The sequence below is a fragment of the Paenibacillus sp. 1SOY10 genome, from assembly GCF_056836745.1.
This window is the reverse complement of record NZ_JBXENK010000002.1, coordinates 730,122-754,401: the sequence shown is the minus strand read 5'-3', so window position 1 is coordinate 754,401 and position 24,280 is coordinate 730,122. Positions and strand designations below refer to the sequence as shown.

26 protein-coding genes, 1 CRISPR repeat array and 1 riboswitch are annotated in these 24,280 nt (G+C 51.2%); of the genes, 3 read left to right on the top strand and 23 right to left on the bottom strand.

Annotated elements, in window-relative coordinates; translation table 11 throughout:
• Positions 1-36 precede the first annotated feature (36 nt).
• The 21 genes from ribE to AC1VOR_RS09225 all read right to left on the bottom strand — a co-directional run bounded on the left by ribE (position 37) and on the right by AC1VOR_RS09225 (position 21,005).
• Positions 37-717: a riboflavin synthase gene (ribE, locus tag AC1VOR_RS09325; protein WP_482617351.1), complete on the bottom strand. Its 681-nt coding sequence runs from the start codon at positions 715-717 to the stop codon at positions 37-39.
• Positions 718-732: 15 nt separating this feature from the next.
• Positions 733-1,842 carry a bifunctional diaminohydroxyphosphoribosylaminopyrimidine deaminase/5-amino-6-(5-phosphoribosylamino)uracil reductase RibD gene (gene ribD / locus AC1VOR_RS09320; RefSeq protein ID WP_482617350.1) on the bottom strand — a complete coding sequence of 370 codons (1,110 nt, stop codon included), beginning with the start codon at positions 1,840-1,842 and terminating at the stop codon, positions 733-735.
• 273 nt (positions 1,843-2,115) lie between these two features.
• Positions 2,116-2,268: riboswitch (FMN riboswitch) on the bottom strand.
• A 228-nt stretch (positions 2,269-2,496) separates the two neighbouring features.
• Positions 2,497-3,860: a CRISPR direct-repeat array (repeat unit 32 nt; unit sequence ATTTCAATCCACGCATCCGCGTAGGATGCGAC).
• A 357-nt stretch (positions 3,861-4,217) separates the two neighbouring features.
• Positions 4,218-4,655 (bottom strand): peptidylprolyl isomerase, encoded by a 438-nt coding sequence (locus AC1VOR_RS09315; protein WP_482617349.1) that lies wholly within the window; start codon positions 4,653-4,655, stop codon positions 4,218-4,220.
• 157 nt (positions 4,656-4,812) lie between these two features.
• Positions 4,813-6,141, bottom strand: a complete 1,329-nt coding sequence (gene lysA / locus AC1VOR_RS09310; RefSeq protein ID WP_482617348.1) for a diaminopimelate decarboxylase — start codon at positions 6,139-6,141, stop codon at positions 4,813-4,815.
• Between the two features lie 111 nt (positions 6,142-6,252).
• Entirely contained in the window at positions 6,253-7,899 is a 1,647-nt protein-coding gene (locus AC1VOR_RS09305; RefSeq protein ID WP_482617684.1) for a spore germination protein, read from the bottom strand.
• A 34-nt stretch (positions 7,900-7,933) separates the two neighbouring features.
• On the bottom strand, positions 7,934-8,356 hold the full coding sequence (locus AC1VOR_RS09300; protein ID WP_482617347.1) for a stage V sporulation protein AB: 423 nt from the start codon (positions 8,354-8,356) through the stop codon (positions 7,934-7,936).
• On the bottom strand, positions 8,356-9,006 hold the full coding sequence (locus AC1VOR_RS09295) for a stage V sporulation protein AA (protein ID WP_482617346.1): 651 nt from the start codon (positions 9,004-9,006) through the stop codon (positions 8,356-8,358). Before AC1VOR_RS09295 ends, AC1VOR_RS09300 begins: the two co-directional genes overlap by 1 nt.
• 181 nt (positions 9,007-9,187) lie before the next feature.
• Positions 9,188-9,895 (bottom strand): purine-nucleoside phosphorylase, encoded by a 708-nt coding sequence (gene deoD, locus AC1VOR_RS09290; protein WP_482617345.1) that lies wholly within the window; start codon positions 9,893-9,895, stop codon positions 9,188-9,190.
• A gap of 127 nt (positions 9,896-10,022) precedes the next feature.
• The gene (gene sigF / locus AC1VOR_RS09285) at positions 10,023-10,778 is read right to left on the bottom strand and encodes an RNA polymerase sporulation sigma factor SigF (RefSeq protein ID WP_482617344.1); all 756 of its coding nucleotides are present in this window, start codon (positions 10,776-10,778) and stop codon (positions 10,023-10,025) included.
• An 11-nt stretch (positions 10,779-10,789) separates the two neighbouring features.
• A complete protein-coding gene (gene spoIIAB, locus AC1VOR_RS09280) occupies positions 10,790-11,218 on the bottom strand; it encodes an anti-sigma F factor (RefSeq protein WP_059054509.1) in 429 nt (142 codons plus the stop codon).
• A 29-nt stretch (positions 11,219-11,247) separates the two neighbouring features.
• Entirely contained in the window at positions 11,248-11,601 is a 354-nt protein-coding gene (gene spoIIAA, locus AC1VOR_RS09275; RefSeq protein ID WP_482617343.1) for an anti-sigma F factor antagonist, read from the bottom strand.
• Positions 11,602-11,690: 89 nt separating this feature from the next.
• On the bottom strand, positions 11,691-12,881 hold the full coding sequence (locus AC1VOR_RS09270; RefSeq protein WP_482617342.1) for a D-alanyl-D-alanine carboxypeptidase family protein: 1,191 nt from the start codon (positions 12,879-12,881) through the stop codon (positions 11,691-11,693).
• Between the two features lie 134 nt (positions 12,882-13,015).
• Positions 13,016-14,347 carry a pyrimidine-nucleoside phosphorylase gene (locus tag AC1VOR_RS09265; protein ID WP_482617341.1) on the bottom strand — a complete coding sequence of 444 codons (1,332 nt, stop codon included), beginning with the start codon at positions 14,345-14,347 and terminating at the stop codon, positions 13,016-13,018.
• A gap of 27 nt (positions 14,348-14,374) precedes the next feature.
• Positions 14,375-15,202, bottom strand: a complete 828-nt coding sequence (locus AC1VOR_RS09260) for a purine-nucleoside phosphorylase (protein ID WP_482617340.1) — start codon at positions 15,200-15,202, stop codon at positions 14,375-14,377.
• Between the two features lie 33 nt (positions 15,203-15,235).
• Positions 15,236-16,423, bottom strand: a complete 1,188-nt coding sequence (gene deoB, locus AC1VOR_RS09255) for a phosphopentomutase (RefSeq protein WP_482617339.1) — start codon at positions 16,421-16,423, stop codon at positions 15,236-15,238.
• Between the two features lie 46 nt (positions 16,424-16,469).
• Positions 16,470-17,432, bottom strand: a complete 963-nt coding sequence (xerD, locus tag AC1VOR_RS09250) for a site-specific tyrosine recombinase XerD (RefSeq protein ID WP_482617338.1) — start codon at positions 17,430-17,432, stop codon at positions 16,470-16,472.
• 105 nt (positions 17,433-17,537) lie between these two features.
• The gene (locus tag AC1VOR_RS09245; RefSeq protein ID WP_482617337.1) at positions 17,538-17,774 is read right to left on the bottom strand and encodes a DUF4227 family protein; all 237 of its coding nucleotides are present in this window, start codon (positions 17,772-17,774) and stop codon (positions 17,538-17,540) included.
• Between the two features lie 171 nt (positions 17,775-17,945).
• Complete coding sequence (gene fur / locus AC1VOR_RS09240; protein WP_059052399.1) at positions 17,946-18,419, bottom strand: ferric iron uptake transcriptional regulator; 474 nt, start codon at positions 18,417-18,419, stop codon at positions 17,946-17,948.
• 126 nt (positions 18,420-18,545) lie between these two features.
• On the bottom strand, positions 18,546-19,169 hold the full coding sequence (spoIIM, locus tag AC1VOR_RS09235) for a stage II sporulation protein M (RefSeq protein WP_482617336.1): 624 nt from the start codon (positions 19,167-19,169) through the stop codon (positions 18,546-18,548).
• An 85-nt stretch (positions 19,170-19,254) separates the two neighbouring features.
• On the bottom strand, positions 19,255-20,442 hold the full coding sequence (locus tag AC1VOR_RS09230; RefSeq protein WP_482617681.1) for an endonuclease Q family protein: 1,188 nt from the start codon (positions 20,440-20,442) through the stop codon (positions 19,255-19,257).
• Complete coding sequence (locus AC1VOR_RS09225) at positions 20,439-21,005, bottom strand: NUDIX domain-containing protein (protein WP_482617335.1); 567 nt, start codon at positions 21,003-21,005, stop codon at positions 20,439-20,441. Before AC1VOR_RS09225 ends, AC1VOR_RS09230 begins: the two co-directional genes overlap by 4 nt.
• A gap of 405 nt (positions 21,006-21,410) precedes the next feature.
• Between AC1VOR_RS09225 and mciZ the strand changes: the two genes are divergently transcribed.
• Both mciZ and AC1VOR_RS09215 read left to right on the top strand, forming a co-directional pair.
• On the top strand, positions 21,411-21,578 hold the full coding sequence (mciZ, locus tag AC1VOR_RS09220) for a Z-ring formation inhibitor MciZ (protein WP_482617334.1): 168 nt from the start codon (positions 21,411-21,413) through the stop codon (positions 21,576-21,578).
• Between the two features lies 1 nt (position 21,579).
• Positions 21,580-22,134, top strand: a complete 555-nt coding sequence (locus AC1VOR_RS09215) for a tetratricopeptide repeat protein (protein ID WP_482617333.1) — start codon at positions 21,580-21,582, stop codon at positions 22,132-22,134.
• Positions 22,135-22,234: 100 nt separating this feature from the next.
• Here the strand turns inward: AC1VOR_RS09215 and AC1VOR_RS09210 are convergent, their stop codons facing one another.
• Entirely contained in the window at positions 22,235-23,362 is a 1,128-nt protein-coding gene (locus AC1VOR_RS09210; RefSeq protein WP_482617332.1) for a M20/M25/M40 family metallo-hydrolase, read from the bottom strand.
• A gap of 75 nt (positions 23,363-23,437) precedes the next feature.
• On the opposite strand from AC1VOR_RS09210, the gene prli42 reads away from it, so the two are divergent.
• Positions 23,438-23,536 carry a stressosome-associated protein Prli42 gene (gene prli42, locus AC1VOR_RS09205; RefSeq protein ID WP_089153486.1) on the top strand — a complete coding sequence of 33 codons (99 nt, stop codon included), beginning with the start codon at positions 23,438-23,440 and terminating at the stop codon, positions 23,534-23,536.
• Positions 23,537-23,559: 23 nt separating this feature from the next.
• Here the strand turns inward: prli42 and lipB are convergent, their stop codons facing one another.
• Positions 23,560-24,258, bottom strand: a complete 699-nt coding sequence (lipB, locus tag AC1VOR_RS09200; protein ID WP_482617331.1) for a lipoyl(octanoyl) transferase LipB — start codon at positions 24,256-24,258, stop codon at positions 23,560-23,562.
• Positions 24,259-24,280 lie beyond the last annotated feature (22 nt).

The window sequence follows — 24,280 nt, the reverse complement described above, 5'->3', positions numbered from 1 at the left end:
CCTAAGGCTACCACTCACCACACCTTGGTTAAATCTTTACATGAAGCCATTGGCTGCCAGGAACGACAAGTCAATGCCTTCCGTCTTCTTTTCTCCGTCCTGCTCCGCTTCGCTCTCCGACACTTGGCCAAATCGCAGCATATGTTCCACGTATTTACCCAGAATGTCGCATTCCAGGTTCACCGTGTCCCCGGCCTTCTTGAAAGCTAACACCGTTTGGGCCAGCGTATGCGGGATAATGGAGATGGTAAAACTCCCGCCTGTTGCCTCCACCACGGTCAGACTTATGCCATCCACCGTAATGGAGCCCTTGGGAATAATGTATTTGAACAAGGAAGACTTACTAGGCTTGATTTCATACACCACTGCATTCTGATCTCGGCTAATACTGCGAATCGTTCCCGTTCCATCAGCATGCCCCTGGACGATATGACCGCCAAAACGGCCCCCCGCTGCCATGGCCCGCTCCAGATTGACCCGGCTTCCCGGCTTCAAATCCTTCAAATTCGTATTACGGTAAGTTTGCGGCATCACATCTACGGTGAAAGAAGTTGCGTCAAAGGAGGTAGCCGTCAAGCATACGCCATTCACAGATATGCTATCGCCCAGCTTCATCCCTTCTGTAATCACGGTTGCGGAAATGCCCAGCAACATCGCTTCACCCTGGCGGTTAATTGATTTCATCGTTCCGACCTCTTCTACGAGTCCCGTAAACATCAAGCATTCACTCCCTTACTTCTTGGTCGTCCAAACCGGAATGCCACGTATACAGACATTATCCCCGATTTGCTCTACTTCGATGTCCCGTAGGGACACAGCATCCTGCATCAGATCGAAGCCATCAAAGGTGAAGCTTCCAGCCGCTTCGCGGCCGCCAACCAGCTTAGGCGCAAAGAACAGTACAATCTCATCGACTAATTGCTCTTCGACCAAGGAGCCGTTCAACCGACCGCCACCTTCCACCAGCACCGAGGAAATCCCTCGCTGACCCAGCAGAGTGAGCGCAAGCCTCAGGTCCACCTGAGGGCCGTCCCCGCACGGAATGACTTCTATCCCTCGTTCCACCAGGCGAGCTACCTTGTCCTGCTCTGCCTGCTCGGTCGTGAGTATCCACGTAGGTGCCTTGCCGTCGTTCAACACGGCCGCCGTCTCAGGAATCCGAAGCCGGGAATCCGCTATAATCCGAATCGGAGACAAGCCCTGAACAGTTAAGCGAGTAGTAAGCTGCGGATCATCGGCAATCAGGGTAGATACACCAACCATAATTGCCTGGTGGCGGTGGCGCATCGTGTGCACGATTTCCCGGGAACGCTCACCTGAGATCCATTTGCTATCGCCCGTCCGGGAAGCAATTTTACCATCCAGGGTACTGGCTGTTTTGATCGTGACGTAAGGAAGGCCTGTCGTAATGTGCTTGATAAACCTGCGATTCAGCCGGATTGCCCGTTCCCGAAGCACACCTACCTCCACTTCAATACCGTTGTTACGCAAAAGGTCAATCCCTTTCCCCGCAACCAATGGATTAGGATCTTCACAGGCAACGACCACCCGACGTACCTTCTCCCGTATCAAGCGTTCTGCACAAGGCGGTGTAAGTCCCTGATGGCTGCATGGCTCCAGGGTCACGTAGACCGTGCTCCCCTCTGCCAATGCACCAGCCATGTTCAGAGCATGTACCTCAGCGTGGGGAGTTCCCCGCTGCAAGTGGGTTCCCAGACCGACCAAGGCACCACTCTGGACGACCACAGAGCCGACGACCGGATTCGTTCCAGTCTGCCCCAAGGCCCGCTCAGCCATATCCAGTGCCAAGCCCATGTAATACTCATCATCGATGACCTTCATCCGTCCCACTCCTCTTTCTCCTTACAAACCCTAACAAGCAAAAACAACCCTGCCGTAATCCGGCAGGGTTGATATGAGAGTGATCCTACGCAAGTCAAAGAGCGTTGCTGTTGTCCTGTCTAATCCTGTCTCTTAACGAGACCCATCGACAAATTCAACGAAGCAAGCTACTACTTCACCAGCCCACCTCTCACTTTGTGAAAAGTGGAACTTTGTCAAGTAAAGCCCTTAGTTCCTGACACATCCGGCAATATAGCCCCATGTATCTCTTGCGTTTTCCTTCTCCCATCCAGACTATACTGTCGGTCCCGGAATCTCACCGGCTCAGCCGCATATGCTTGGTTCAAGCATCATACGGGTCACGGACTTGTGCTCAGAAGAGCCATCACCGTCGGTGGGGAATTGCACCCCGCCCCGAAGGATTACAAATATTTTGTTAGTTGCTTTCGGGGTAATGTTACCATCCCGATACAGAAAATGCAAGAGGCACTAGTCAATCTAGCACACCTGCGAAGGGTGTCTAACGCGTAACAATATTCATTTCGTATTCACGCATCCGAGTAGGATGCGACGATGGATGAACTTCAGATCACTATCCACGCATCCGCGAGGATGCGACAAGCTCCCTGTGATATAGATGGATACCGTGCGATTATTTCAATCCACGCATCCGCGTAGGATGCGACATGATCGCCTGAGAGCCGCAGCTATGGCGCTGGATATTTCAATCCACGCATCCGCGTAGGATGCGACATAGTTTTGGTTCTGTTCCCAAGTCCGTTTGTTAGATTTCAATCCACGCATCCGCGTAGGATGCGACCGTCCCCTCAGTTTCCATGAGTCGTAATTTCTTGATTTCAATCCACGCATCCGCGTAGGATGCGACGTACCCCGACCACTCTGCTACAGTACGCGCTGGACGATTTCAATCCACGCATCCGCGTAGGATGCGACGTTGCCAGCTTCGCCTATATCTGGCTATTTTTCATTTCAATCCACGCATCCGCGTAGGATGCGACAAGGTAATAGGTGTCATAAAAAGCCCCCATATTCCAATTTCAATCCACGCATCCGCGTAGGATGCGACGGGAAGAGTATGACAAATCCGTAGAGGCTGTGAAATTTCAATCCACGCATCCGCGTAGGATGCGACAATACCAATCAAATAACGAAATCGTTGCTGGTGGAATTTCAATCCACGCATCCGCGTAGGATGCGACTGATGCGTCAGTCAGGAAAGCGCATATTGGATGATTTCAATCCACGCATCCGCGTAGGATGCGACTAAATCAATGGGCGCGTTAAAACGCAACGTAATTATTTCAATCCACGCATCCGCGTAGGATGCGACATCCAGCTCAGACATTTGCGTGGATATTGGCAGCAATTTCAATCCACGCATCCGCGTAGGATGCGACTGGTTACTACGATCCAGCTAACAGCCGCTTTGCAATTTCAATCCACGCATCCGCGTAGGATGCGACAAGGCTTTATCTTACGACCAGCTAAATCCGCTGATATTTCAATCCACGCATCCGCGTAGGATGCGACGGGCAAATCTCGCAAATGCCGGTTACTATCGCTGATTTCAATCCACGCATCCGCGTAGGATGCGACTCATTGCTCCTCAACCTCCTTTGCAGTTAGCCAAATTTCAATCCACGCATCCGCGTAGGATGCGACATTTTTCATCGATTCAAAAGATTATTCAACTTACTGATTTCAATCCACGCATCCGCGTAGGATGCGACGAGATATGACCCATAATAGCAGTATACAAACGGATGATTTCAATCCACGCATCCGCGTAGGATGCGACGAAAGGATGGCCGCAGCACTTCGTGACCTGGACGATTTCAATCCACGCATCCGCGTAGGATGCGACATTGTGAGCACAGCTTGGAAACAGAGTTTGCTAATTTCAATCCACGCATCCGCGTAGGATGCGACAATCGTAGTGATCAGCGTTACCCAGTGCGTGCCGAGATTTCAATCCACGCATCCGCGTAGGATGCGACTCCGATTTTTAACATAATAAGGGTGTTTTCCTGCTTAATTAGCTAGTTTCAGTCCTTATAAAATCAAAAATCGCTCGAAAAATTGTATAATTATTACATAAAACCAAATGAAAGTAACTTATTTTAGTGCGAATCCCCCAGGGAAATCATGTTCGCTTCACATTCGCACCAGCAATAAACTAACTTTTCCACCTGTTTTACACCTCTGAATAACTTGAAATCCTGTTAAAAAGAGTCTACCACAGTCAACCACAAAATCACACACTTCTTACTGTGATAATGTCCATATCCAGACACAAGAAATACCGCCCAGACGGGCGGTATTTAGTGAAAGGATTAGTTTTCCTTATACTTGTTTTAAGCTTCGTCCCAAACTGTAACTTCCTTCATCTTGTCGCCAGGACGGACGTTGTCTACCAGTTCCATCCCAGAGGTCACTTGTCCGAACACGGTATGAACGCCGTCCAAATGTGGCTGTGGTTCATACACGATGAAGAACTGGCTTCCGCCTGTATCCTTGCCGGCATGAGCCATCGACAGTACGCCACGGCCATGCTTCGTTACATTGGTAGCTGTTTCACACTTGATGGTGTACCCTGGTCCACCTGTGCCTGTACCATTAGGGCAACCACCTTGGGCTACAAAGCCTGGAATAACGCGGTGGAAGGAAAGTCCGTTATAGAATCCCGAATTTGCCAGCTTCTCGAAGTTGGCAACCGTTCCTGGCGCTTCTTCAGGCAGAAATTGAATTTCTACCTCGCCGCCTGTTTCCAATACAATCTTACCTTTTTTCATATCGTACACACCTTTCTTATTAACGTCACTTTGACAAACCTCTTACAGTGTACTAAAAAATCGGGTTGCAAGCAAAAAAACAAGGCCGAAAAAAACCTACGCCGCAGCGGAAATTTCCTCTCAGCCTTGCCGATACTTAATATATTAGTGGACAAGCTTATTTAAGAGAGGGTTCCTTGGCAATCCGCTCTGGGATCACATCGCATGAAATCAAGTCTTCCAGCGTCTCCCGCTTCACGACCAGATCGCTATGTCCCTCTTGTACGAAGACCACGGCCGGACGACGAATCCGGTTATAGTTGCTTGCCATAGCATAGTTATAAGCTCCGGTGCATGCAACAGCCAGCAAATCCCCGCTGTTCGTCTTCGGCAAATCAACATCCCAGATAAGCATGTCGCCGCTCTCGCAGCATTTGCCGGCAATGGAGACCGTCTCTTCGTTTTCCTCATTGGCCCGGTTGGCGAGCATCGCTTCATATTTGGAGCTGTACAAAGCTGGACGAGGGTTGTCCGTCATCCCGCCATCTACGGCCACATATTTGCGCACGCCAGGGATTTCCTTGCTCGTTCCTACCGTATAGAGCGTCGTTCCTGCATCACCCACAATGCTCCGGCCCGGCTCTACCCAAATCTCCGGCAATTGCGGATAAGAGGCAAAATGCTGCTTCACCGCATCCGTAATAGCTCCAACATAATCGGATACCAAGAGCGGAGTGTCTCCCTCAGTATAACGAATACCGAACCCGCCGCCCAAATTCACGACTTTGAAGACTACGTCCAATTGCTCCTTAACCTGCATGGCAAAAGCCGCTACCCGCTCAACAGCCAGTTCAAAGCCACCGACCTCAAAGATTTGCGAACCGATATGGGAATGAACTCCCAGAAGCTGCAGATTCGCGCTGCGGTTGGCCAGATCTACGGCTTCAAAGGCCGAGCCATTTCCGATATCAAAACCGAACTTGGAATCCGTTTGTCCCGTCGACATGTATTCGTGAGTATGTGCTTCTACCCCTGGAGTCACACGCAGTAATACATTCACTGTAATGCCCTTCTCGGCGGCGATCGCCTGCAACAGGTGCAGTTCAACGAAGTTATCCGCTACGAAGCAGCCGATTCCGGCAGAAATGGCCATTTCCAGTTCTTGAGGCGTCTTGTTGTTGCCGTGAAAGTGGATTCGCTGTGCGGGAAAACCCGCTTGAAGAGCCGTAAACAATTCACCCTCGGAGACGACGTCCAAGGACAAGCCCTCCTCCTCGGCCAGCCGGCACATCGCCATGACACAAAATGCCTTGCTCGCGTAAGCTACCTGAAAGGTCAGGCCCGACGCACGGAAAGCATTCATATATTCACGGCATCTTTGCCGAACAAGGGCTTCATCTACGACATAAAGCGGCGTGCCATAGGTTTGTTTCAATTCTACCGCATCGCAGCCGCCAATCTCGAGATGGCCGTTTGCATTAATCTTGCTGGTACCGTGTAAATACATCCTAAGTCCTCCACTTTTAAATTTTACACCAGTATAGCAAATAACGGCGGATGTGAGAAATGGATTTTTCGGAATAACATTTGTGTTATTTGTAAGACATGCTGCAGGCCACTATTTTTTGCCCGGCATTCTTGTATCATCTCTTGGCTTGTTATATGACGGTCTTTGCTTCGAAGTCATCACCGGAACACGCAGCAGGACAGCGGCCATCGCCTTTGCATTAAAAGGTATAAATGGCCACAAATAAGACGAGTTATTGGAACGGCGCAACGTTAGCAGTACGATAAAGGCTGTCGTTCCAATGACGAAGCCAGGACCACCGAATATCGCCACAACTAGCAGTAATCCCAGTCGAACAACGCGATTAGCCAGCCCGAGCTCATAGCTTGGGGTAGCGAACATCCCAATGGCAGCTACGGCCATATAGAGTACCACCTCATTGACGAATAGTCCCGTTTGCACGGCAATATCGCCTATTAGAATAGCGGCTATCAAGCCCATGGCCGAAGCTAATGGGGTAGGGGTATGCACCGCAGCCATCCGCATCAGGTCAACACCGAACTCTACTAGCAGAAACTGGGCAATCAACGGGATCTCCGCTTGCTTCTCTGGACCAATAAAGGCTAATGAGGCGGGTTTGAATTCCGGATGGACAACAATTAACAACCATAGGGGTAGCAAGAACAGCGAAGCGAATACGCCAAAAAACCGCACCCAACGCAGGTAAGTTCCCATGAACGGGGTTTGCCGATTCTCCTCGGCATGCTGGCATAGATCAAAGAAGGTCGTCGGTAATATCATGACACTAGGCGAAGTATCCACAAATACCACCGCACGCCCCTCCAGCAAATGAGAGGCAACCACATCAGGCCGCTCAGAGTAACGAACCAAGGGGTAGGGATTCCAGCCCCGATGGATGATGGCTTCCTCCAATTGCTTGTCCGCCAGTGGAATGCCGTCGATGTTGACCGCCATAATCTTCTCACGGATGGAATCCACCAAGGTCTTATCCACAATGTCATCGATAAAAGCAATACACACATCCGTTCGAGTCCGGCGCCCCACACCCATCATCTCAAATTTCAGGCCAGGGTCGCGCAGGCGGCGACGAACCAAGGTAATATTCGTCACCAAGGTCTCGGTGAAGCCATCGCGCGAGCCACGAACAACCCGCTCCAGTGACGGCTCCTCCGGGCTGCGGACCGGATATTGCCGGGTATCCATGACTAGTGCCGTCTGCTCGCCCTCCAGGAACAATACGCTATTTCCTGTCAGCGCTTTGTTAATCGCATCGCTTAGCTTGTCCGTCTTGTCCACCTGAATGTGAGGAATGTACAGCTCCAAGAACGAGCGAAGCGCCCCTGTTGACAAATCCTCGGGCGTTAAATAAGTCAATCGCTTGATGATCTCCACCATCACATCAGCTTGAGCGAAGCCGTTAACGAAGAACAATCCTGTCTTTTTGCCACCAAAGGTCATTTCACGGAAGACAATATCGAAGCTATCGCCCAGGCCAACAACCTCTTCAAGCGTATGTCTTGTCGTCGACAGACTGCGGCTGATATTATCGCTCTTCTGCCAATACCTTACCGATTCCTCTACGGAATCAGACATTTCCTGCTCACGTTTGCGCTGGGCTGGATCTTTTTCCGAGGAATCCTTCTCCTGAATACCAGCCTCTTCTCCCGGATCAAAGTTTGGGATGTCTTGCATATGCTCCAGCTCCTCCTGAGAGCTTTCGTGGGTGTCATGATCCATCATGCTGCTTACTCAACCTCCATTACTTCCATATTTATGGCCTGTACCAAAACCATTCGAATAGCGATCCTGCCGTCTTGCCGACTACCATGGCTAACAGCAACCCGAATAAATACCGCTTCATGTGCAGCCTCTTGGCGAGAATAGGCAAGACATTCAGCACCTCGGTCAATGCAGCCGCCAGCATACCGACAAATACACCATTGAACAAGCCAACGACCCCAGTCAAGATATGAGGTCCTGCCAGACGCCAATTCCAGAAATCCGCTATAGTCCCAAGTACGGCACCACTAATCATCGCGCCTTCGTACCAATGGACCCTGTTATAGCTTCGTGTCACCTGTGCCAGCCGGGGAATCATGTCAAGTACAATGAACAAGGCAATCACCCCGCCGCCTACGGCAATGCCTCCAGCCAATCCCAGGAATATGGCAAGCCCCGCTGCGACGGCTGCCATCAATAGCTCTTCTCCACAGCTTCAGCTTGTTGCTGCATTTTTTTATATTCCTCGGCCACCACGTACTGGTTCAAATTCTCCTGATAAAGGAACATCTCCACTTCCAGCGGGGTTGGTTCCTCATTCCATTTCTTCTTGAACAAATGATTGAAGAAGACGATCATCCCGAACCCAATACCCAAGGAGTAGGCGGCCTGAAATAAATAAGGATGCTCATCCCGCTCACCTGTAATCATTTCGACAATCCGCACTTGTACCTCTGGCATACTGACGTCCGCATGAAAATTCATAATCGTCAAAGCCGCCCCAAAGAACAACAGTAACCATACGAGTACAAACAACAGTAAGGAGGCCTGCTTCTCCTTGCGGATCATTTCCACCAGTACATGTGGTTCTCCAATCCATTCAATTCGTTGTCCAGGATATCGATCGCGGAGGATGGAGATGACCTGGAGCATATCAATAACAATCAGATTTCCATCACGCTGTTCGGGGCGAACCAATACCAGCCTTAGCAGCTCCGATTCCAATTGCGGAGCCGCCAGTATCCTTGCCACATCCCCCAGCCGAATCGGCACTTCCGCCGGAAGCCCTACCTGCTTGCGCAGCCGCAAATAAATAATGGGCACAGGCACAGTCTGCTGCTCCATATGCCCCCTCCTTTCCGCTTTGTTTTGCCCATAGTATGCCAAAGGAGGGTCGTCTTTACTCCCGTTCGCCAATCATGCAGATGAAGAATTGCCCTTACATATCAAAGGACCGCCGATACCATAGAATAGCTGGTATTGGCGGTCCTTTACTGAATATAGTTAAAGCCTGGTAGACAAGTGCCTATAACGTAATCGCTGTATCCAGCGCAACCTCCATCATCTGATTGAACGTCGTTTGCCGCTCCTCTGAGGTTGTCTCTTCCCCGGTTAACAAATGGTCGCTTACGGTCAAGATGGTCAAGGCGTGAACGCCATATTTGGCAGCCAATGTGTAGAGCGCCGTCGTCTCCATTTCCACACCCAGCACACCATATTTCATCAACAGTCCCGTGACGCTCGTATCATCACGGTAGAACATGTCGGAAGTGAAGATATTGCCCACATGCAGCTTCAAGCCCTTCTCTACCCCACGCTCATAAGCTGCCTTCAGCAGCGGGAAGCTGGCGATTGGCGAGTAATCAAAGCCGCCGAAGACATGGCGGTTCATGCTGGAGTCCGTACATGAGGCTTGAGCCAAAATAACATCCCGCACATGTACATGCTCCTGCATACCACCACAGGTGCCCACCCGAATCAGGTTCTTCACACCATACTCCTGAATGAGCTCATTCACGTAAATGGAAATAGAAGGAACGCCCATTCCTGTCCCTTGCACGGAGATTCGTTTCCCTTGATAAGTTCCGGTGAAACCGAGCATGCCGCGTACTTCATTGTAGCAGATCACATCACTTAGATACGTATCCGCAATATATTTGGCCCGTAGCGGGTCCCCTGGTAGCAAAATGGTCTCTGCAATATCTCCGGTCTTCGCCGCAATATGTACACTCATATGATAATCTCCCTTACACACAATTTAGTTTTGTTCTCTGCTCTATTATAAAGGATAGGCCCCCAAACGGAAAATCCCCCTCGGGCCGGCGATAGCCGCTTGCCCAAAGGGGGTAGATAATTCCACATCACTGTGCGATTTGATCGCGTATGCTCTGTAATATTTTTTTCTCCAGCCGTGAAACCTGGACCTGGGAAATTCCCAGCCGCGCAGCTACCTCAGATTGTGTCTGATCACGGTAATACCGCAGATACACAATCAGGCGCTCACGTTCCGTCAAGCCATCGATAGCCTCATGCAGCGCCAGCTTATCAAACCAACGATCCTGAGATTCATCGGCAATCTGATCCATAAGCGTAATCGGATCACCGTCATTCTCGAACACCGTCTCATGAATTGACGCCGGCGGCTTATTGGCCTCCTGGGCAAACACCACATCCTCGGGAGTGACCCCGAGTCCCTCCGCCACTTCCTTAACGGTTGGCAGACGGCCGAGCAATTTGGATAACTCATCCTTTTTCTTACGTACCTTATTCGCCATTTCCTTCAGCGAACGACTCACCTTCAACGTCCCGTCATCACGCAAGAAACGCTGGATTTCCCCGATAATCATCGGCACCGCATAGGTCGAAAACTTCACATCATAGCTGAGATCAAACTTATCCACCGACTTTAGCAGACCGATACAGCCGATTTGAAACAAATCTTCGGGTTCATATCCCCGGTTCATAAAGCGCTGTACGACAGACCAGACCAGCCGTATGTTGCTGTTCACCAATCGGTCTCTGGCGGCACCGTCCCCCGATTGGCTTAGAGCAATCAGCCGTTTCACTTCCGCATCGTCCAAAAACTCTCGCGAGGTTTGCTTCACTTCGGCATCCATAGACCCAACCCCTAATTGTATAAAGCTTTCTTAGATACAATCCTTTTCTTCATCCGAATACGGGTGCCACCGCCCATTTCGCTGTGCAAATCAAACTCGTCCATAAAGTTCTCCATGATTGTAAAGCCCATACCCGAGCGTTCCAGTTCGGGCTTGGAGGTATACAACGGCTGCTTCGCCAGCTCCAGGTCCTCGATACCACGGCCCTGATCCTCAATAACTAAAGTGATCGTATCCCCTTCGATCTCTGCGGAGATCGATACGACCCCCTCCGGATTACCGTCATAGCCATGAATGATGGAGTTGGTAACGGCCTCGGACACAACGGTCTTCAAATCCGTAATCTCCTCCATCGTCGGGTCCAATTGCGAGACAAAGGCTGCGACGGTAACCCGGGCAAAGGATTCATTCTCGGACTTGGCCGCAAACTTAAGCGACATGAAATTACCAGCTTGATGGTTATCTGCGCTCACAACGCCACCTCCAAATCTGTCAGCGCCAGATCTTCATTCTCGAAGATCGGCATAATCTTGAACAGTCCGGACATTTCAAACAGACGATAGACTGGAGGGTTGGCATCGCAAACCACCATTTTGCCACCCTTTTGCTTGATCAGCTTGTATCTGCCCAGGATGACGCCAATACCGGAGCTATCCATAAACTGCAGCGATTTAAGGCTTAGAACCAGGTTGCGGCAGTTGCCGCGCCCAATCTCTTCATCGAGCCGCAAGCGAACATCGTCCGCGGTATGATGATCCAATTCCCCACTCAAGCGCACGATCAGCGTCTCGCGGTGTCTTTCCATTTCCATTTGTAAATTCAAGCCTGTTCACTCTCCTCCCTGACATGAACACAACAATTCTACGATCCCGCTTCCGATTCCTGCTAGCTGACAAAACTAGAAGAAAAGCCCTATGAATCTACAAAAAACAAGTGAGCTGCGGTCCGTTTGAAGAGCGTCCACCACCCGGCTTTGTCAATATCCGCAGAGGCAGTTAACTCAAATTCAGTGAGCACCTCACCATTCTGATATACCACCAGTTTGCCAACTACCTGACCTGCCTTGATTGGAGCGGCCACTTTGTCAGGAGCAACCAGCTTGTGCGTAATACTGTCCGGTCCCGACCCTTTCTTCACCAGAACGTTCAGCGGCTTGGCCGATGCCAACTCAAGCTGCGCGCTGGTTCCTTTCTGCACCTTCACCTTGCCGATAGCTTCCCCTGCTTGATAAATCGGTAGCAATGAATACTGCGAGAAGGCATAGTCAAACATAGCCGACACCTCACTATTGCGTGTCTTGGTATTGGGTTCACCCAGTACGACAGCAATAAGACGCAGACCATCCCGTTTGGCTGTGGCAGCCAGGCAGAACTTGGCCTCGGAAGTATAACCTGTCTTCAGACCATCCGCTCCACTATAGAAGCGTACAAGCTTATTCGTATTCACTAGCCAGAACGGCTTCTCGCTGCCCTGCCGTAAATAATCCTGGTATGCGCCGGTGTATTTCGTAACTGCCTCATGCTTCAATAACTCGCGACTCATCAGGGCAATGTCATAGGCAGAACTATAATGGTTCTCCACGGGCAGCCCATTGCAGTTGGCAAAGTGCGTATTCTTCATGCCAAGTTCCTTGGCCCGTTTGTTCATGAGGCTTACGAAGGCTTTCTCCGATCCCGCAATCTTCTCAGCCAACGCTACAGAGGCATCGTTACCGGAAGCCATAGCTACCCCTTTCAGCAATTCCTCCACCGTCATCGTTTCCCCTGGCTCCAGGAAGATCTGTGATCCCCCCATGGAAGCGGCATATTCACTTGCTGTCACCTTATCGGTCAGCTTGAGCGTTCCGTTATCGATAGCTTCCATCGTCAGTAGCATGGTCATAATCTTGGTGATACTGGCAGGTGGTAAGGACTCGTGGCCCTTCTTCTCATAAATGACCGTACCCGTGTCCGCATCAAGCAGCACAGCCGATAAAGCACTTTGAGCAAGGGCAATTTGATCGTCTCCCGCACGGGCTTCGCTCTCCTCGGCATGAACGCCGGGAGCCCAGACTGAAAACGCCAATACTAACACGGTCAACCCGATAAATCCCCGTTTTTTCAAGATTAGTCCTCCTTTAGACATAAGTCTGGATTCTGCTAACCTAGTATTGGCTGAAAGGTGGAATTTTATTCCTGAGAAGCACAAAAAACGCCCTACGGCGTTTTTTGGCAATCAACATCATATCATGATTCCAGTTAAAAGCGTTTGACGCCCTCTGGAGTAACCAATGCAAATACAAGCGGTCTTCTCGGCACTTTGGTTGCCGATATCCCATAAGCCTGGAGTACCCGCCGCGCGGCTTCCGCTTGGCCGGATTGGTGAGTAGGGTTGAAGTGCAGAATAGCTAGCGCCTCTCCCTCCTTAACCACATCTCCAATCTTCTTCCGTAGCTCCACTCCCGCAGCAAGATCGATGACGGAATCCTTCGTTTCCCGTCCGGCTCCCAGCAACATGGCGGCAATACCAATCTCCTCTGCCTGAATCGATTCGATATATCCTTCCGCCTCTGCTCGCACCTCGACCACAAGCTCGGCCCGGGGCAGTAGTTCCGGGTTATCAATCTGAGCAGTGTCTCCGCCTTGGGCCGATACCAGTTCCTTCAGCTTCTCCAAGGCCATGCCACTATCCAGTTGTTCCATCAGCAGAGCATTCGCTTCCTCTTCCGTCTGTGCCTTACCGCCCAGAACCAGCATATGCGAGGCCAGGATGAGGCACACCTCCTCCAGATCAGCAGGACCCTCACCCCGCAGCGTTAATACCGCTTCGCGTATCTCCATCGCATTGCCAATGGCGTGACCGAGCGGCTGGTCCATATCGCTGATGACCGCCACTGTGCGGCGGCCTACCTGGGTACCGATATCTACCATCGCTTTAGCCAGGCGAATAGAATCCTCCAGCGTCTTCATAAATGCTCCGCTGCCTGTCTTGACGTCCAGCACAATGGCATCCGCTCCAGCAGCAATCTTCTTACTCATGACGCTGCTCGCAATGAGCGGAATAGAATCCACCGTGGCCGTGACATCCCGCAAAGCATATAGCTTCTTGTCGGCAGGTGTCATATTCCCGCTCTGGCCCACTACCGCCAGCCCGATATCATTAACCTGACGGAAGAAATCCTCCTTGCCAAGCTCCACAGAGAAGCCCGAGATAGCCTCCAGCTTATCAATCGTTCCCCCCGTGTGTCCCAAGCCCCGACCAGACATCTTGGCCACAGGGACGCCTGCTGCTGCTACCAGAGGGGCAAGCACCACGGTAGTCTTGTCGCCGACACCTCCGGTGGAGTGCTTGTCAACCTTGATTCCGTGAATCGAACTCAGGTCAATCATATCCCCGGAATGGGCCATCGCCATGGTCAAATCTGCCGTCTCCCGCGCGCTCATCCCTTGATAAAATACAGCCATCGCCCAAGCCGACATCTGATAATCGGGAATATCCCCACGGCTATAGCCATCGACCAGGAAGGCGATCTCTTCACCGGTCAGTTCCCGGCCCTCTCTCTTCTTGCGAATCAAATCCACTGCTCTCATCGTCCTTACCTCCATTCCTCAGGCTGTCTACATTTTAGGAATGATAGACAATACAAGACTCAGAAATTTCTCGCGTACACGATCCGTTGTCTCCATGACCTCATGATGGGACAAAGGTTGATCCAGAATCCCGGACGCCATGTTACTAATACAGGAGATGCCCAGCACCTCAAGACCCGCATGTCTGGCTACGATAACTTCAGATACGGTGGACATCCCCACTGCATCGGCACCCATCGTCCGTAGCATACGAATCTCCGCAGGCGTCTCGTAACAAGGACCCAGCAGTCCGGCGTATACTCCCTCCTGCAGCGGTACGTCCTTCTCGGCAGCAATCCCCTTAGCCAATTCGCGAAGCTTGCGACTGTATGCCTGGGACATATCCGGGAACCGTGCTCCCAGTTCCTCATCATTAGGCCCGATCAGCGGATTTCGTCCGGTCAGATTGATATGGTCCGAAATCAACATCAAATCCCCAGGCGCATAAGTGGTGTTGACCCCGCCGGCGGCGTTCGTCACAAGTAGCGTGGACACGCCCAGCTCTTTCATTACCCGCACGGGAAAGGCAGTTACCTCGGGACCATAGCCCTCGTACATATGAAACCGTCCCTTCATCAGCACAACCGGCGTGCCTTGCACCGTTCCGATTAACAATTCCCCGGCATGTCCTTCAACAGTAGACTGCGGGAAGAAGGGAATATCATGATATGCAATGCTGACGGGCTGCTCCAAATGATCGGCCAGAACCCCCAGCCCCGAGCCCAGAATCAAGCCTACTTTCGGCGTAAGTGCCGAGCGAGAACGGATATAGTCGGCCGCTTCCCGAATCATACCAATGGTTGAAGTTGTCGTCATGGATGGAATCCTCCTGTTATGGATAAATAGGTTTTAAATTAACTCACGCAAGAAGCTGCGTCCGTGCTCGGGGGCCGTCACGCCAAAGTTATCGGCGATCGTTGCGGCCAGATCAGCATAAGTAGCTCTTACGCCAAGGCTACCCGGCTTGGTTAGCCCTGGGCTATACACCAATAGCGGTACATACTCACGGGTATGATCGGTTCCCGCATGTATCGGGTCATTCCCGTGGTCTGCGGTAATGATTAACACATCACGCTCGCCTACCTTCTCTAACAACGCCGGCAAGGCTGCATCAAATTCCTCCAACGCCCGCGCATATCCTTGCGGGTCGCGGCGATGTCCGTAGAGCGAGTCGAAATCGACCAGATTAGTAAACAAGAGTCCGGTAAAATCCTCACCGAGATGTTCTAAGGTCTCCTCAATGCCATGTGCATTACTCTTGGTTGGATAGGAGGCCGTAATACCCTCTCCCGTAAAAATATCATTGATTTTGCCGACAGCAACGACCTCCTTGCCCGCATTCTTCAGTGCGTTCAGCACCGTTGGCTCCGGTGGCTTCACCGCATAATCATGACGGTTCGGCGTACGCTGGAAGTTCCCTGGTTCGCCGACAAATGGCCGGGCAATAACACGGCCCACGGTATGCTCAGGCTCCAGCGTCAAGCGACGGGCAATCTCGCAAGCCCGGTACAGCTCGTCCAATGGAATAATTTCCTCGTGAGCAGCAATCTGGAATACACTATCCGCCGAAGTATAGACGATCCAGGCACCGGTCCGCATATGTTCTTCACCCAGTTCGACCAGGATTTCCGTGCCGGAGGCCGGTTTGTTGCCAATGATCTTACGTCCGGTCTCCTGCTCAAAGCGGGCGACTAAATCACGCGGAAAGCCGTCCGGATACGTCTGGAATGGCGTCTCGACTTTCAGGCCCATGAGCTCCCAGTGACCGGTCATCGTATCTTTTCCTGCCGAGATTTCTGCCATCTTCCCATAATAGGCTGCCGGATCAGTTGCCGCCTCCAGATGGGGCAACTCAGCAATGTTGCCCAGACCTAATCGCTGCAAATGGGGCAGCTTGGTCCCCGGTACAGTCTGCATAATATGGCCAAGCGTATGTGCGCCCTTATCACCAAAGTCAGGGGCGTCGGGCAGTTCGCCAATGCCTACACTATCAAGAACGATGACCGTCATTTTGTTAAAACGATGTTCGCTTTGCATGCATAAATCACTCCTTATATAGTACTTCCGCTTATTACTTTACAATTTAATTATCCCTTGTGGGAGAAAAACCATCCGCCTCTCCAGGTCCTCCGGGCAAATCTCCCTCCGGCTCGCGCCGCCTTGCCCTGGGATGGAAGTTGTCATACACTGATTTCAAATTAGGTTTGGTACGGTTGAGATACATTTGAATGGTTGCGGCATCAGTATGGCCCAGCAGTTCTTGTACCGATTTGACGTCCGCCCCACCCTCCAGCAGATGAACGGCAAAAGAATGGCGTAGAGTATGTGGCGTAATGTCCGCCATAATCCCTGTCTCCTGCCCATACTTCTTAATTACCTTCCAGAAGCCTTGGCGACTAATTCGTTCACCTCGGCGATTTGGGAACAAAGCCTGATTATCCTCGGACAACTTGAAATGAGGCCGTCCCTCTTCTATATAACGGGCCAGCCACTGTGCTGTCACCAGGCCAAACGGGATAATTCGTTCCTTGCCACGTTCACCGGAACAGCGCAAAAATTGAAGCACCAGGTCCACATCGTTGGTCTGGAGCTTGACCAATTCGGAGACGCGAATCCCCGTAGCATACATCAGCTCCAGCATTGCCTTGTCCCTGAGGCCTAGTGGAGTCTCGGCATCGGGTGCATCCAGCAAGCGCTCCGTGTCCTCCACGCTTAAAATGGGCGGCAGCTTCTTCTCAGGCTTGGGCAATTCCAACATCACCAATGGGTCCTGTTCAATCAACCTCTTTCGCAGCAAATATTGAAAAAAGGCACGAAGCGTGACCGACACCCGAAGGATGGTCGCCGGAGCTTTGCCTTGCTCCTTCAGAGATGCAAAATAGAGCATGACCCCCGCTCGGGTCACCTCGTTATAATGCTCGATGCCCCGTTCCCGTAAATATCGAAGATATTGCTTCAGGTCCCGGGCATAGGATTGCTGCGTGGCGTGGCTTAGCCCCCGCTGCTCGGTGAGAAACGAAATAAAAGAGGCGGCATCCCCTTCCATGTGCTACGCCCCCCTTCTAAATTGTCGCAAGCCATACTTGCGTTCATCTCAGATTATTGAATTCCACGTCAAGGTTCAATTTCCCTGCTACATAAGATGGATTACTCACTCTCCGTACCAAAAAAACAGCAATAACCGATCCGTGAGCGTCTCCACCCGACTACTGCCGGAGGTTCCTTCATGGAATACTTTAACCGCCGCACCTTCCGGCACCCGGTATTTATCTGCGCGGAATACGTACTCGTCCAGTAGTCCCAGCCCTTTATACAGACTATACGCGAGCGCAATGAACAGGAGCAAATATTTAGCGCTCCGCAGCCACTTACGAAGTGAAATGACCATCTGGCTTCACCCTCTCCTTCAATATGGGGGCCCGGTAAGTATGGCTTGGACACTCCATATCTCAAGTATATAAATAGAGGGCTATGAGTATGCCGTCTAGTGCATTCTCCACCAGTAGAACGTAAAAAGCTCCTTACGGCATGAGGCCGTATGGAGCTCTGCTTCCATCATTTATTTCTTATTTCCAGGTCCCGACGAATCATTGTTCTTGTCCTTACAGCGGTAACAAATCCCCTGAAAGTCCAGTCGGTGATCCAGCACCGTAAAGTTGAATTCTTTCTCCAGACGTTCCTCCAGCGGACCCAGCCAATCCTCGCGAATCTCATCCATCGCCCCACACTGCACGCAGATCAAGTGGTGATGGTGATGTTTTGCTGTATCCGTGCGCAAGTCGTAACGAGCAACCCCGTCGCCGAAATTAATCTTCTCCACCACATGGAGTTCGCTAAGCAATTCCAACGTACGATAAACGGTGGCCAGCCCAATTTCAGGAGCCTTGTCTTTAACGAGCATGAAAACATCTTCCGCACTGAGATGATCGTCTTCATTTTCAAGCAATACGCGTACCGTAGCTTCCCGCTGGGGCGTCAATTTGTAACCGTGGGATTGTAATTGTTGTTTGATTTTATCGATCTTAGCTTCCATGTTCTCCCTCCCCCAGCCATGCCGCACATCCAAAAAAAGTTCTACGACCACTTCCTTCATTATAGGGGGAGTTAATCAACAAAGTCAAACATTTTACTACAGCCGCACCGGGTCCACCCTTCTGGCTCAGAGCATGGGGGCTACCCAGCCCATTAGCACAGGCGTCACCCAGGTTTCGAAGGAGGAAATACCAAGCAGCACCGCCGCCATCACCAGTGTAAGCCCCGTATAAGATAAGAAGGGCCTGGCTGCCTGACCCTTGCGATTCATCAAGACGCGAGAACGAATGATGCCCAGGGAGAAGCCAATTGCAGCCACACTGGCAATCAGCAGGGCCGGAATAACAACCAGATTGTGCGGGGCAACCGATACGAGCGCGAACAGAAGTCCCTTCCACGTATACTGTCCCACCAGGCAACCGACGGTGAAGCCGATCAGTACCCCTTTTAGAAAATCCAGAATTAGAATGCCGGGCAATCCAATCACCGATAAACCAAGCAGCCAGATTAAGCCCAGCCATTTTAAGTGCAAGGCGGCCACACTCCAAAATGTCATTGGCTGAAAATCTGCGCCTTCTTCATGTATGGAGAGAAAAAAATCGCCGAGATAACGAGATATATCCTGTTGTTGCTCCAAGGTCAAAGCATTCACCATCAATGCGCCAAAAACGACGCCCATCAGAAACAGGACGGAAACGAACACGTATAACGGGGTTTGATCCTTAAGTGTATGGCGAATGGGTTGTAGCATAACGAGCCTCCTTGCTTGTTCGTTTTGGTTCCTACCTTAAAACTATGAACAAGCCTGGCTCCCTATGCGCATTTCCCCCGCTATCTTAAGATTTCACGACTTTGCCGTATACACCACCGCCGCCGGAAGCCAGCTCAAGCCGACCGCTGCGTGCAGCGGCAATCTGCCCCGCCAGGATCGGTCCAACCTGATCTGCAAGACTCTCTTCCGGCACCCGGTGCAGGATATTCATTTCCGTGCCGAAGGCTTGCAGCAATAATTCAAGCTTGGCCGGGCCGAGACCGGGAATAAATTCAAGCGGCACCTGGTAATGATACGGCGGACGATGATTCGGCACGCTTGGCTCCTGTCGATCCGCGATGGAGCGAATGCGATCAAGCACACCGCGCACTAACTTAAGGCTGCCGCAGTAAGGACAACGTTCAATCGTTGCCTCTGCTTCGTCTATGATATAGCTGCATCCGCTGCAATAGGTTCGGTGGTATTTCCCGAGTCTTGGATTCAGCCCATAGTTGCCAGCCACATGCCGACCATCCTCACGCCGTAGCGCTTTGACAAACTCCGTGAAGCTGGCCTCCTTGAGCCGAAGCTCATTGTACTCCCGGCCGATTTTCCCCAGGGAATGTGCATCCGAATTGGTCAGGAGGGTATGTGGGTCAAGCTCGCTTAGCAGTCCGGCCATCTCCGTATCCGCGCTAAGCCCCAATTCTACGCCCTCAATAAGCGCCGGGTCCAGCACGTCCGCCATCCGCGGCGCACAACTTCCGTAGATGCTGCGGTGGGGAGTGAAGATATGAGCAGGTATCATCAGCCCACCCCGGGCGATAACCTCCTCCTGCAGCAGCTTGGCCGGAGCGTACACACGCTGCGAGCTCAGGTTAACATTCTTCATCCTGCTGCTCAGCCACTCGGTGAATCCACGAATGGTCTCCAAATGTGGGAAGAAAGCCAGCACATGCGCCGGACCCATGCCGGGCTCACGAATCTCCAGCTCACTGCCGAGCAGTAGCGTAGTCCCCTGATAGGTGATTCCACCGTCTGTGAGCTCCTGCATATCTCCGTGACGGAGAGCGTCTTCAATGTCCTCCTGCACACCTGGAGATTGGCAATCGATGATGCCGACCAGCCCGATTCCTTTACGCTCGGCCGCCTCTCTCGCTATACCGGCAAACGTAAGGTCCTTGCTGCCGCTGATCTTGACAGGAGCTCCCTTTGCGGTCCTCCCGATATGAATGTGCAAATCAGCAAATATAGTATCTAATTGAGCACTCATTTGACCAAATCCGCTGCCTTCTGCGCCAATCGTGCTTGCCAAATATATACTGCCAGAATGGTCTTGGCGTCAGCGATGCGACCTTCTGTGATATAGGCAAGTGCTTGCTCGGGCGTCGCCTCATACAATTCAATAAATTCATCCTCATCCAAAGCCATCTCTCCGGCTACCAAATCTTCCGCCAGATATAAATGAATGATCTCATCTGCAAAACCGGGAGAGGTGTAGAAGGAATGCAAATGGGTAAGCTTGCTGCTGTGAAACCCAGTCTCCTCCTGCAGCTCACGTGCCGCTGCCTCTTGAGGGTCTTCCCCCTGCTCCAGCTTGCCAGCCGGAATCTCTAATTCACAGCGTCCCATAGCCTGACGGTACTGATCAACCAGCAGAAGGCGACCTTCATGTATAGCCAGTACAGCCACAGCCCCTGGATGCTTAACAACCTCCCGTGTGGCTGTCGTTCCGTCTGGCAGCGTTACCGTATCAATCTGCAAGGAAATGATCTTGCCGCTGAATATCGGTTGTGTAGACACGGTTGTTTCTGTTAATTGATCCTTGTCTGTCATAGCATGATTCCTCCCTAATTTACAAGTGCGAGTTCAAAAAGTCGGGTTAGCAGGACCAAAGCTTATGCTTCCGATGTGCGTTTTTTCAAAACGCTTGAGTTGGATGAAGTCAGGGACTGAGTAGCGGAGCTGCACGTTTTCGGAGAAAACGACTTCGGAAGCATGGGTACGTGAGCAACTCAAATGTTTCTGTAAGAAACATACTACGGAAGCATATGCTAGGCCCGGCTGAATTCAAGATTCGAAGCCCGAATATACTCCTTGAATAACTCCGTCCTGGGAAGACGACTTTTTGAACTACTTCTACAAAGCGCTTAAAGCGTTCAAATATGGCTCATAACTTGTCCCGCTCGGACATATGTTGTTATTATAACAAACTCGTCCGAGAAAGGAGCCCAGGAGCTCATGAAAAGTTATATCGCTCAAGACCGCGTTCATGCCCAAGGAAAGGCTTGGCAAATTCGCATTCTCTTATCCCAATGGATGAAGGAGGCTGGAGGCGCCGTTCCTCTATCTGAGTTCATTCGTACGCGGCAAGCTGCCCCTTGTAGCCGCTCCCAAGCGGGGCGTTAATATGCGTGGCCCTTTGGAACCAACACCATCTCCAAGTCTTCATCGTCTACATGAGCTAATCTCCGAGGCTGTCGTCGCAGGCCAACCTGAATTGGCCGGACAGTTCATTCATGACAGCGATCCTTATGAATTCAGTCTGTTCGTACAAGCCTTATACCACGCAGGTTATACCTTGCTTGCCAAGGAAAAGCTGCTTAAGCTAAAACCTTCATTGCTGCGGGAGCCCCATCCTCCCTATCTGGAATTGGCCTTCATCTGGGCAGACATCTGTTATGAGGAAGAGCGATTCAGCGAAGCTGCGCCAATTCTCGAAGCCATTGCCGAACAAAACCCCGACTTCGCCGCGGCCAGATTCGGGACTGCCGCCTGTCATTTAAGACAAGCCATCACCCATCTTGAGCGGCGAGTGGAGCTCTATCATCCCTCGCAGGCAGAAGAAGAGAAAATCGCCAAATATATCGAGGAGTGCCATCATATGCTGGAACTCGTTCAAGAATCAGGCTGGCGAACACGCTGCTCTGGCGCGAGAACGCAGACGAACCGTTCGTCAGCATGAGATTGCTCTGGACTTGCTGGCATTAGAAGAAGCCGCCTCTCAACAAAAGCCCGGCGCAAAAAATGCACCGGGCTTTATGTCAAGCAATAATATTTAACGTTTAGACAGTTACGGATTTACGAACGATTTCCAGGGCAAATTTCGCCGTCTTCACGATATCGTCCTGTTTAATTTTTTCCTTCGTCGTATGAATATCCTCGTAGCCAATCGCCAAGTTGACGGTGGGAATGCCTATACCGTTGAATACATTGGCATCGCTACCTCCACCCGTCGTGAAGGTCGTCCCTGACAAGCCAAGAGCCGATGCCGCCTTTTGGGCAATCTTCAACACAGCATCTGCCTCAGAGACGCGGAAAGCGCGATACACAATATTACTGTGGAATTCACCCTTGGCTCCGTAATCACGGCAGACCGCCTCTACCGCTTCCTTCATTTCGCCAAGTTGCTTCTCTACCTTCTCCTGGGACATGCTGCGAGCTTCCCCGTACAGAATCACATGATCCGGTACAATATTAGTAGCTCCGCCACCTTCAAACCTGCCGATATTGGCTGTGGTTTCATGATCAATGCGCCCTAGGTTCATCCGCGCCAGCACTTTGCCCGCTACTTGAATAGCACTGATTCCATCTTCGGGATTGACACCGGCATGTGCCGCTTTTCCGAAAATTTCGATTTTCACGCTGGCTTGTGTAGGAGCTCCAACGCAGATCGTTCCCACTTCACCACCCGTATCGATGGCATAACCAAATTTGGCGTTGATATGCTTGGTCTCCAGAGCTCGCGCCCCGCGCAAGCTGGACTCTTCACCAACGGAGATAACGAACTGGATGGGACCATGGGGGATTTGCTGCTCCTGAATGGTTCTAATCAGCTCCAACAATACCGCTACCCCTGCTTTGTCATCGGCACCAAGTACGGTCGTCCCGTCACTGCGTATCCAGCCGTCCTCACCGACGATAGGCTTCACGCCTTTGCCCGGCGTTACCGTATCCATATGGCACGAGAACAGGAACGGATCAGCAGACACGCCCTCACTCGCCTTAAGGGTAGCAATCAGATTGCCGGCACCGTGTCCAGTTTCTGCCTGAGAGTTATCTTCGACCACCTCAAGTCCCAGTGCAGTAAATTTATGAGTTAACACGTCGGCGATTTGCCGCTCATGCTTGGTTTCACTATCAATTTGCACCAGCTCCAGAAATTGCTGGATTAATCTGTTCGGATTGATCATTGGACTTTCCTCACTTTCTTCTTTACGATATGATAATAAGGACAATATCTAACGTGAATATAAAGGAGTACCGTTATGCGTAAAAAATGGATGAGACTTGTTGTATATCTGATGCTGTTTGCCATGGTGGCTTCCACACTGCTTGCGTTCCTGGAGCCCCTGTTCATGCGATAAGCCTGCTAAGCCGCGGCCCCAATCTACTCATTGCCTGCGGCTTTGAATGCTCCTTCAAGCTTAAATAACTCATTAAAATAAAGCACGATTTCCCGTGCCACCTGCCTCACACTAAACGTCTGACCGGTAACGTCCTCTAGCGATGTCACTCCATATTCCTGAATGCCGCATGGCACAATTCCCCGAAAGCCCGCATTCTGAATACCTGACTTCACGTTAAAAGCAAACCCATGGCTTGTAATAAACCCTCTACTACGACGGCATTTGTTAAACTTCACGCCAATCGCACATATCTTGACATCCCCTACCCAAACACCGGTATATTCCGGTTTTCGCGACCCTTCAATTCCAAAGGAATGCAAATAATTAATAATGACCTGCTCCAATTGTCGCAGGTAGCCGTGCAAATCCAGGCCTTGCCCTGCATCCAGCTTCAACAGAGGATAACCAACTAGCTGACCAGGTCCGTGGTATGTAATATCCCCGCCACGATCAATTTCAAACACAGCAATGCCTTGTGCCTGAAGTTGCTCGGGACTAAGTAGCAAATGCTCAGGATGACGCTGGGAGCCGATCGTATAGGTCGGTGGATGCTGAAGCAGCAGCAGGTGCTCCTGCTGCTGTCCTTCATCGATCTCTTTGACAAGTCGTTTTTGCAATTCCCATGCTTCTCCGTACTCCATCGTCGGATAATAGCAGATTTTCAAGCCGTTATCGCTCATTGCGCTCGCCTCTTTGATAGGA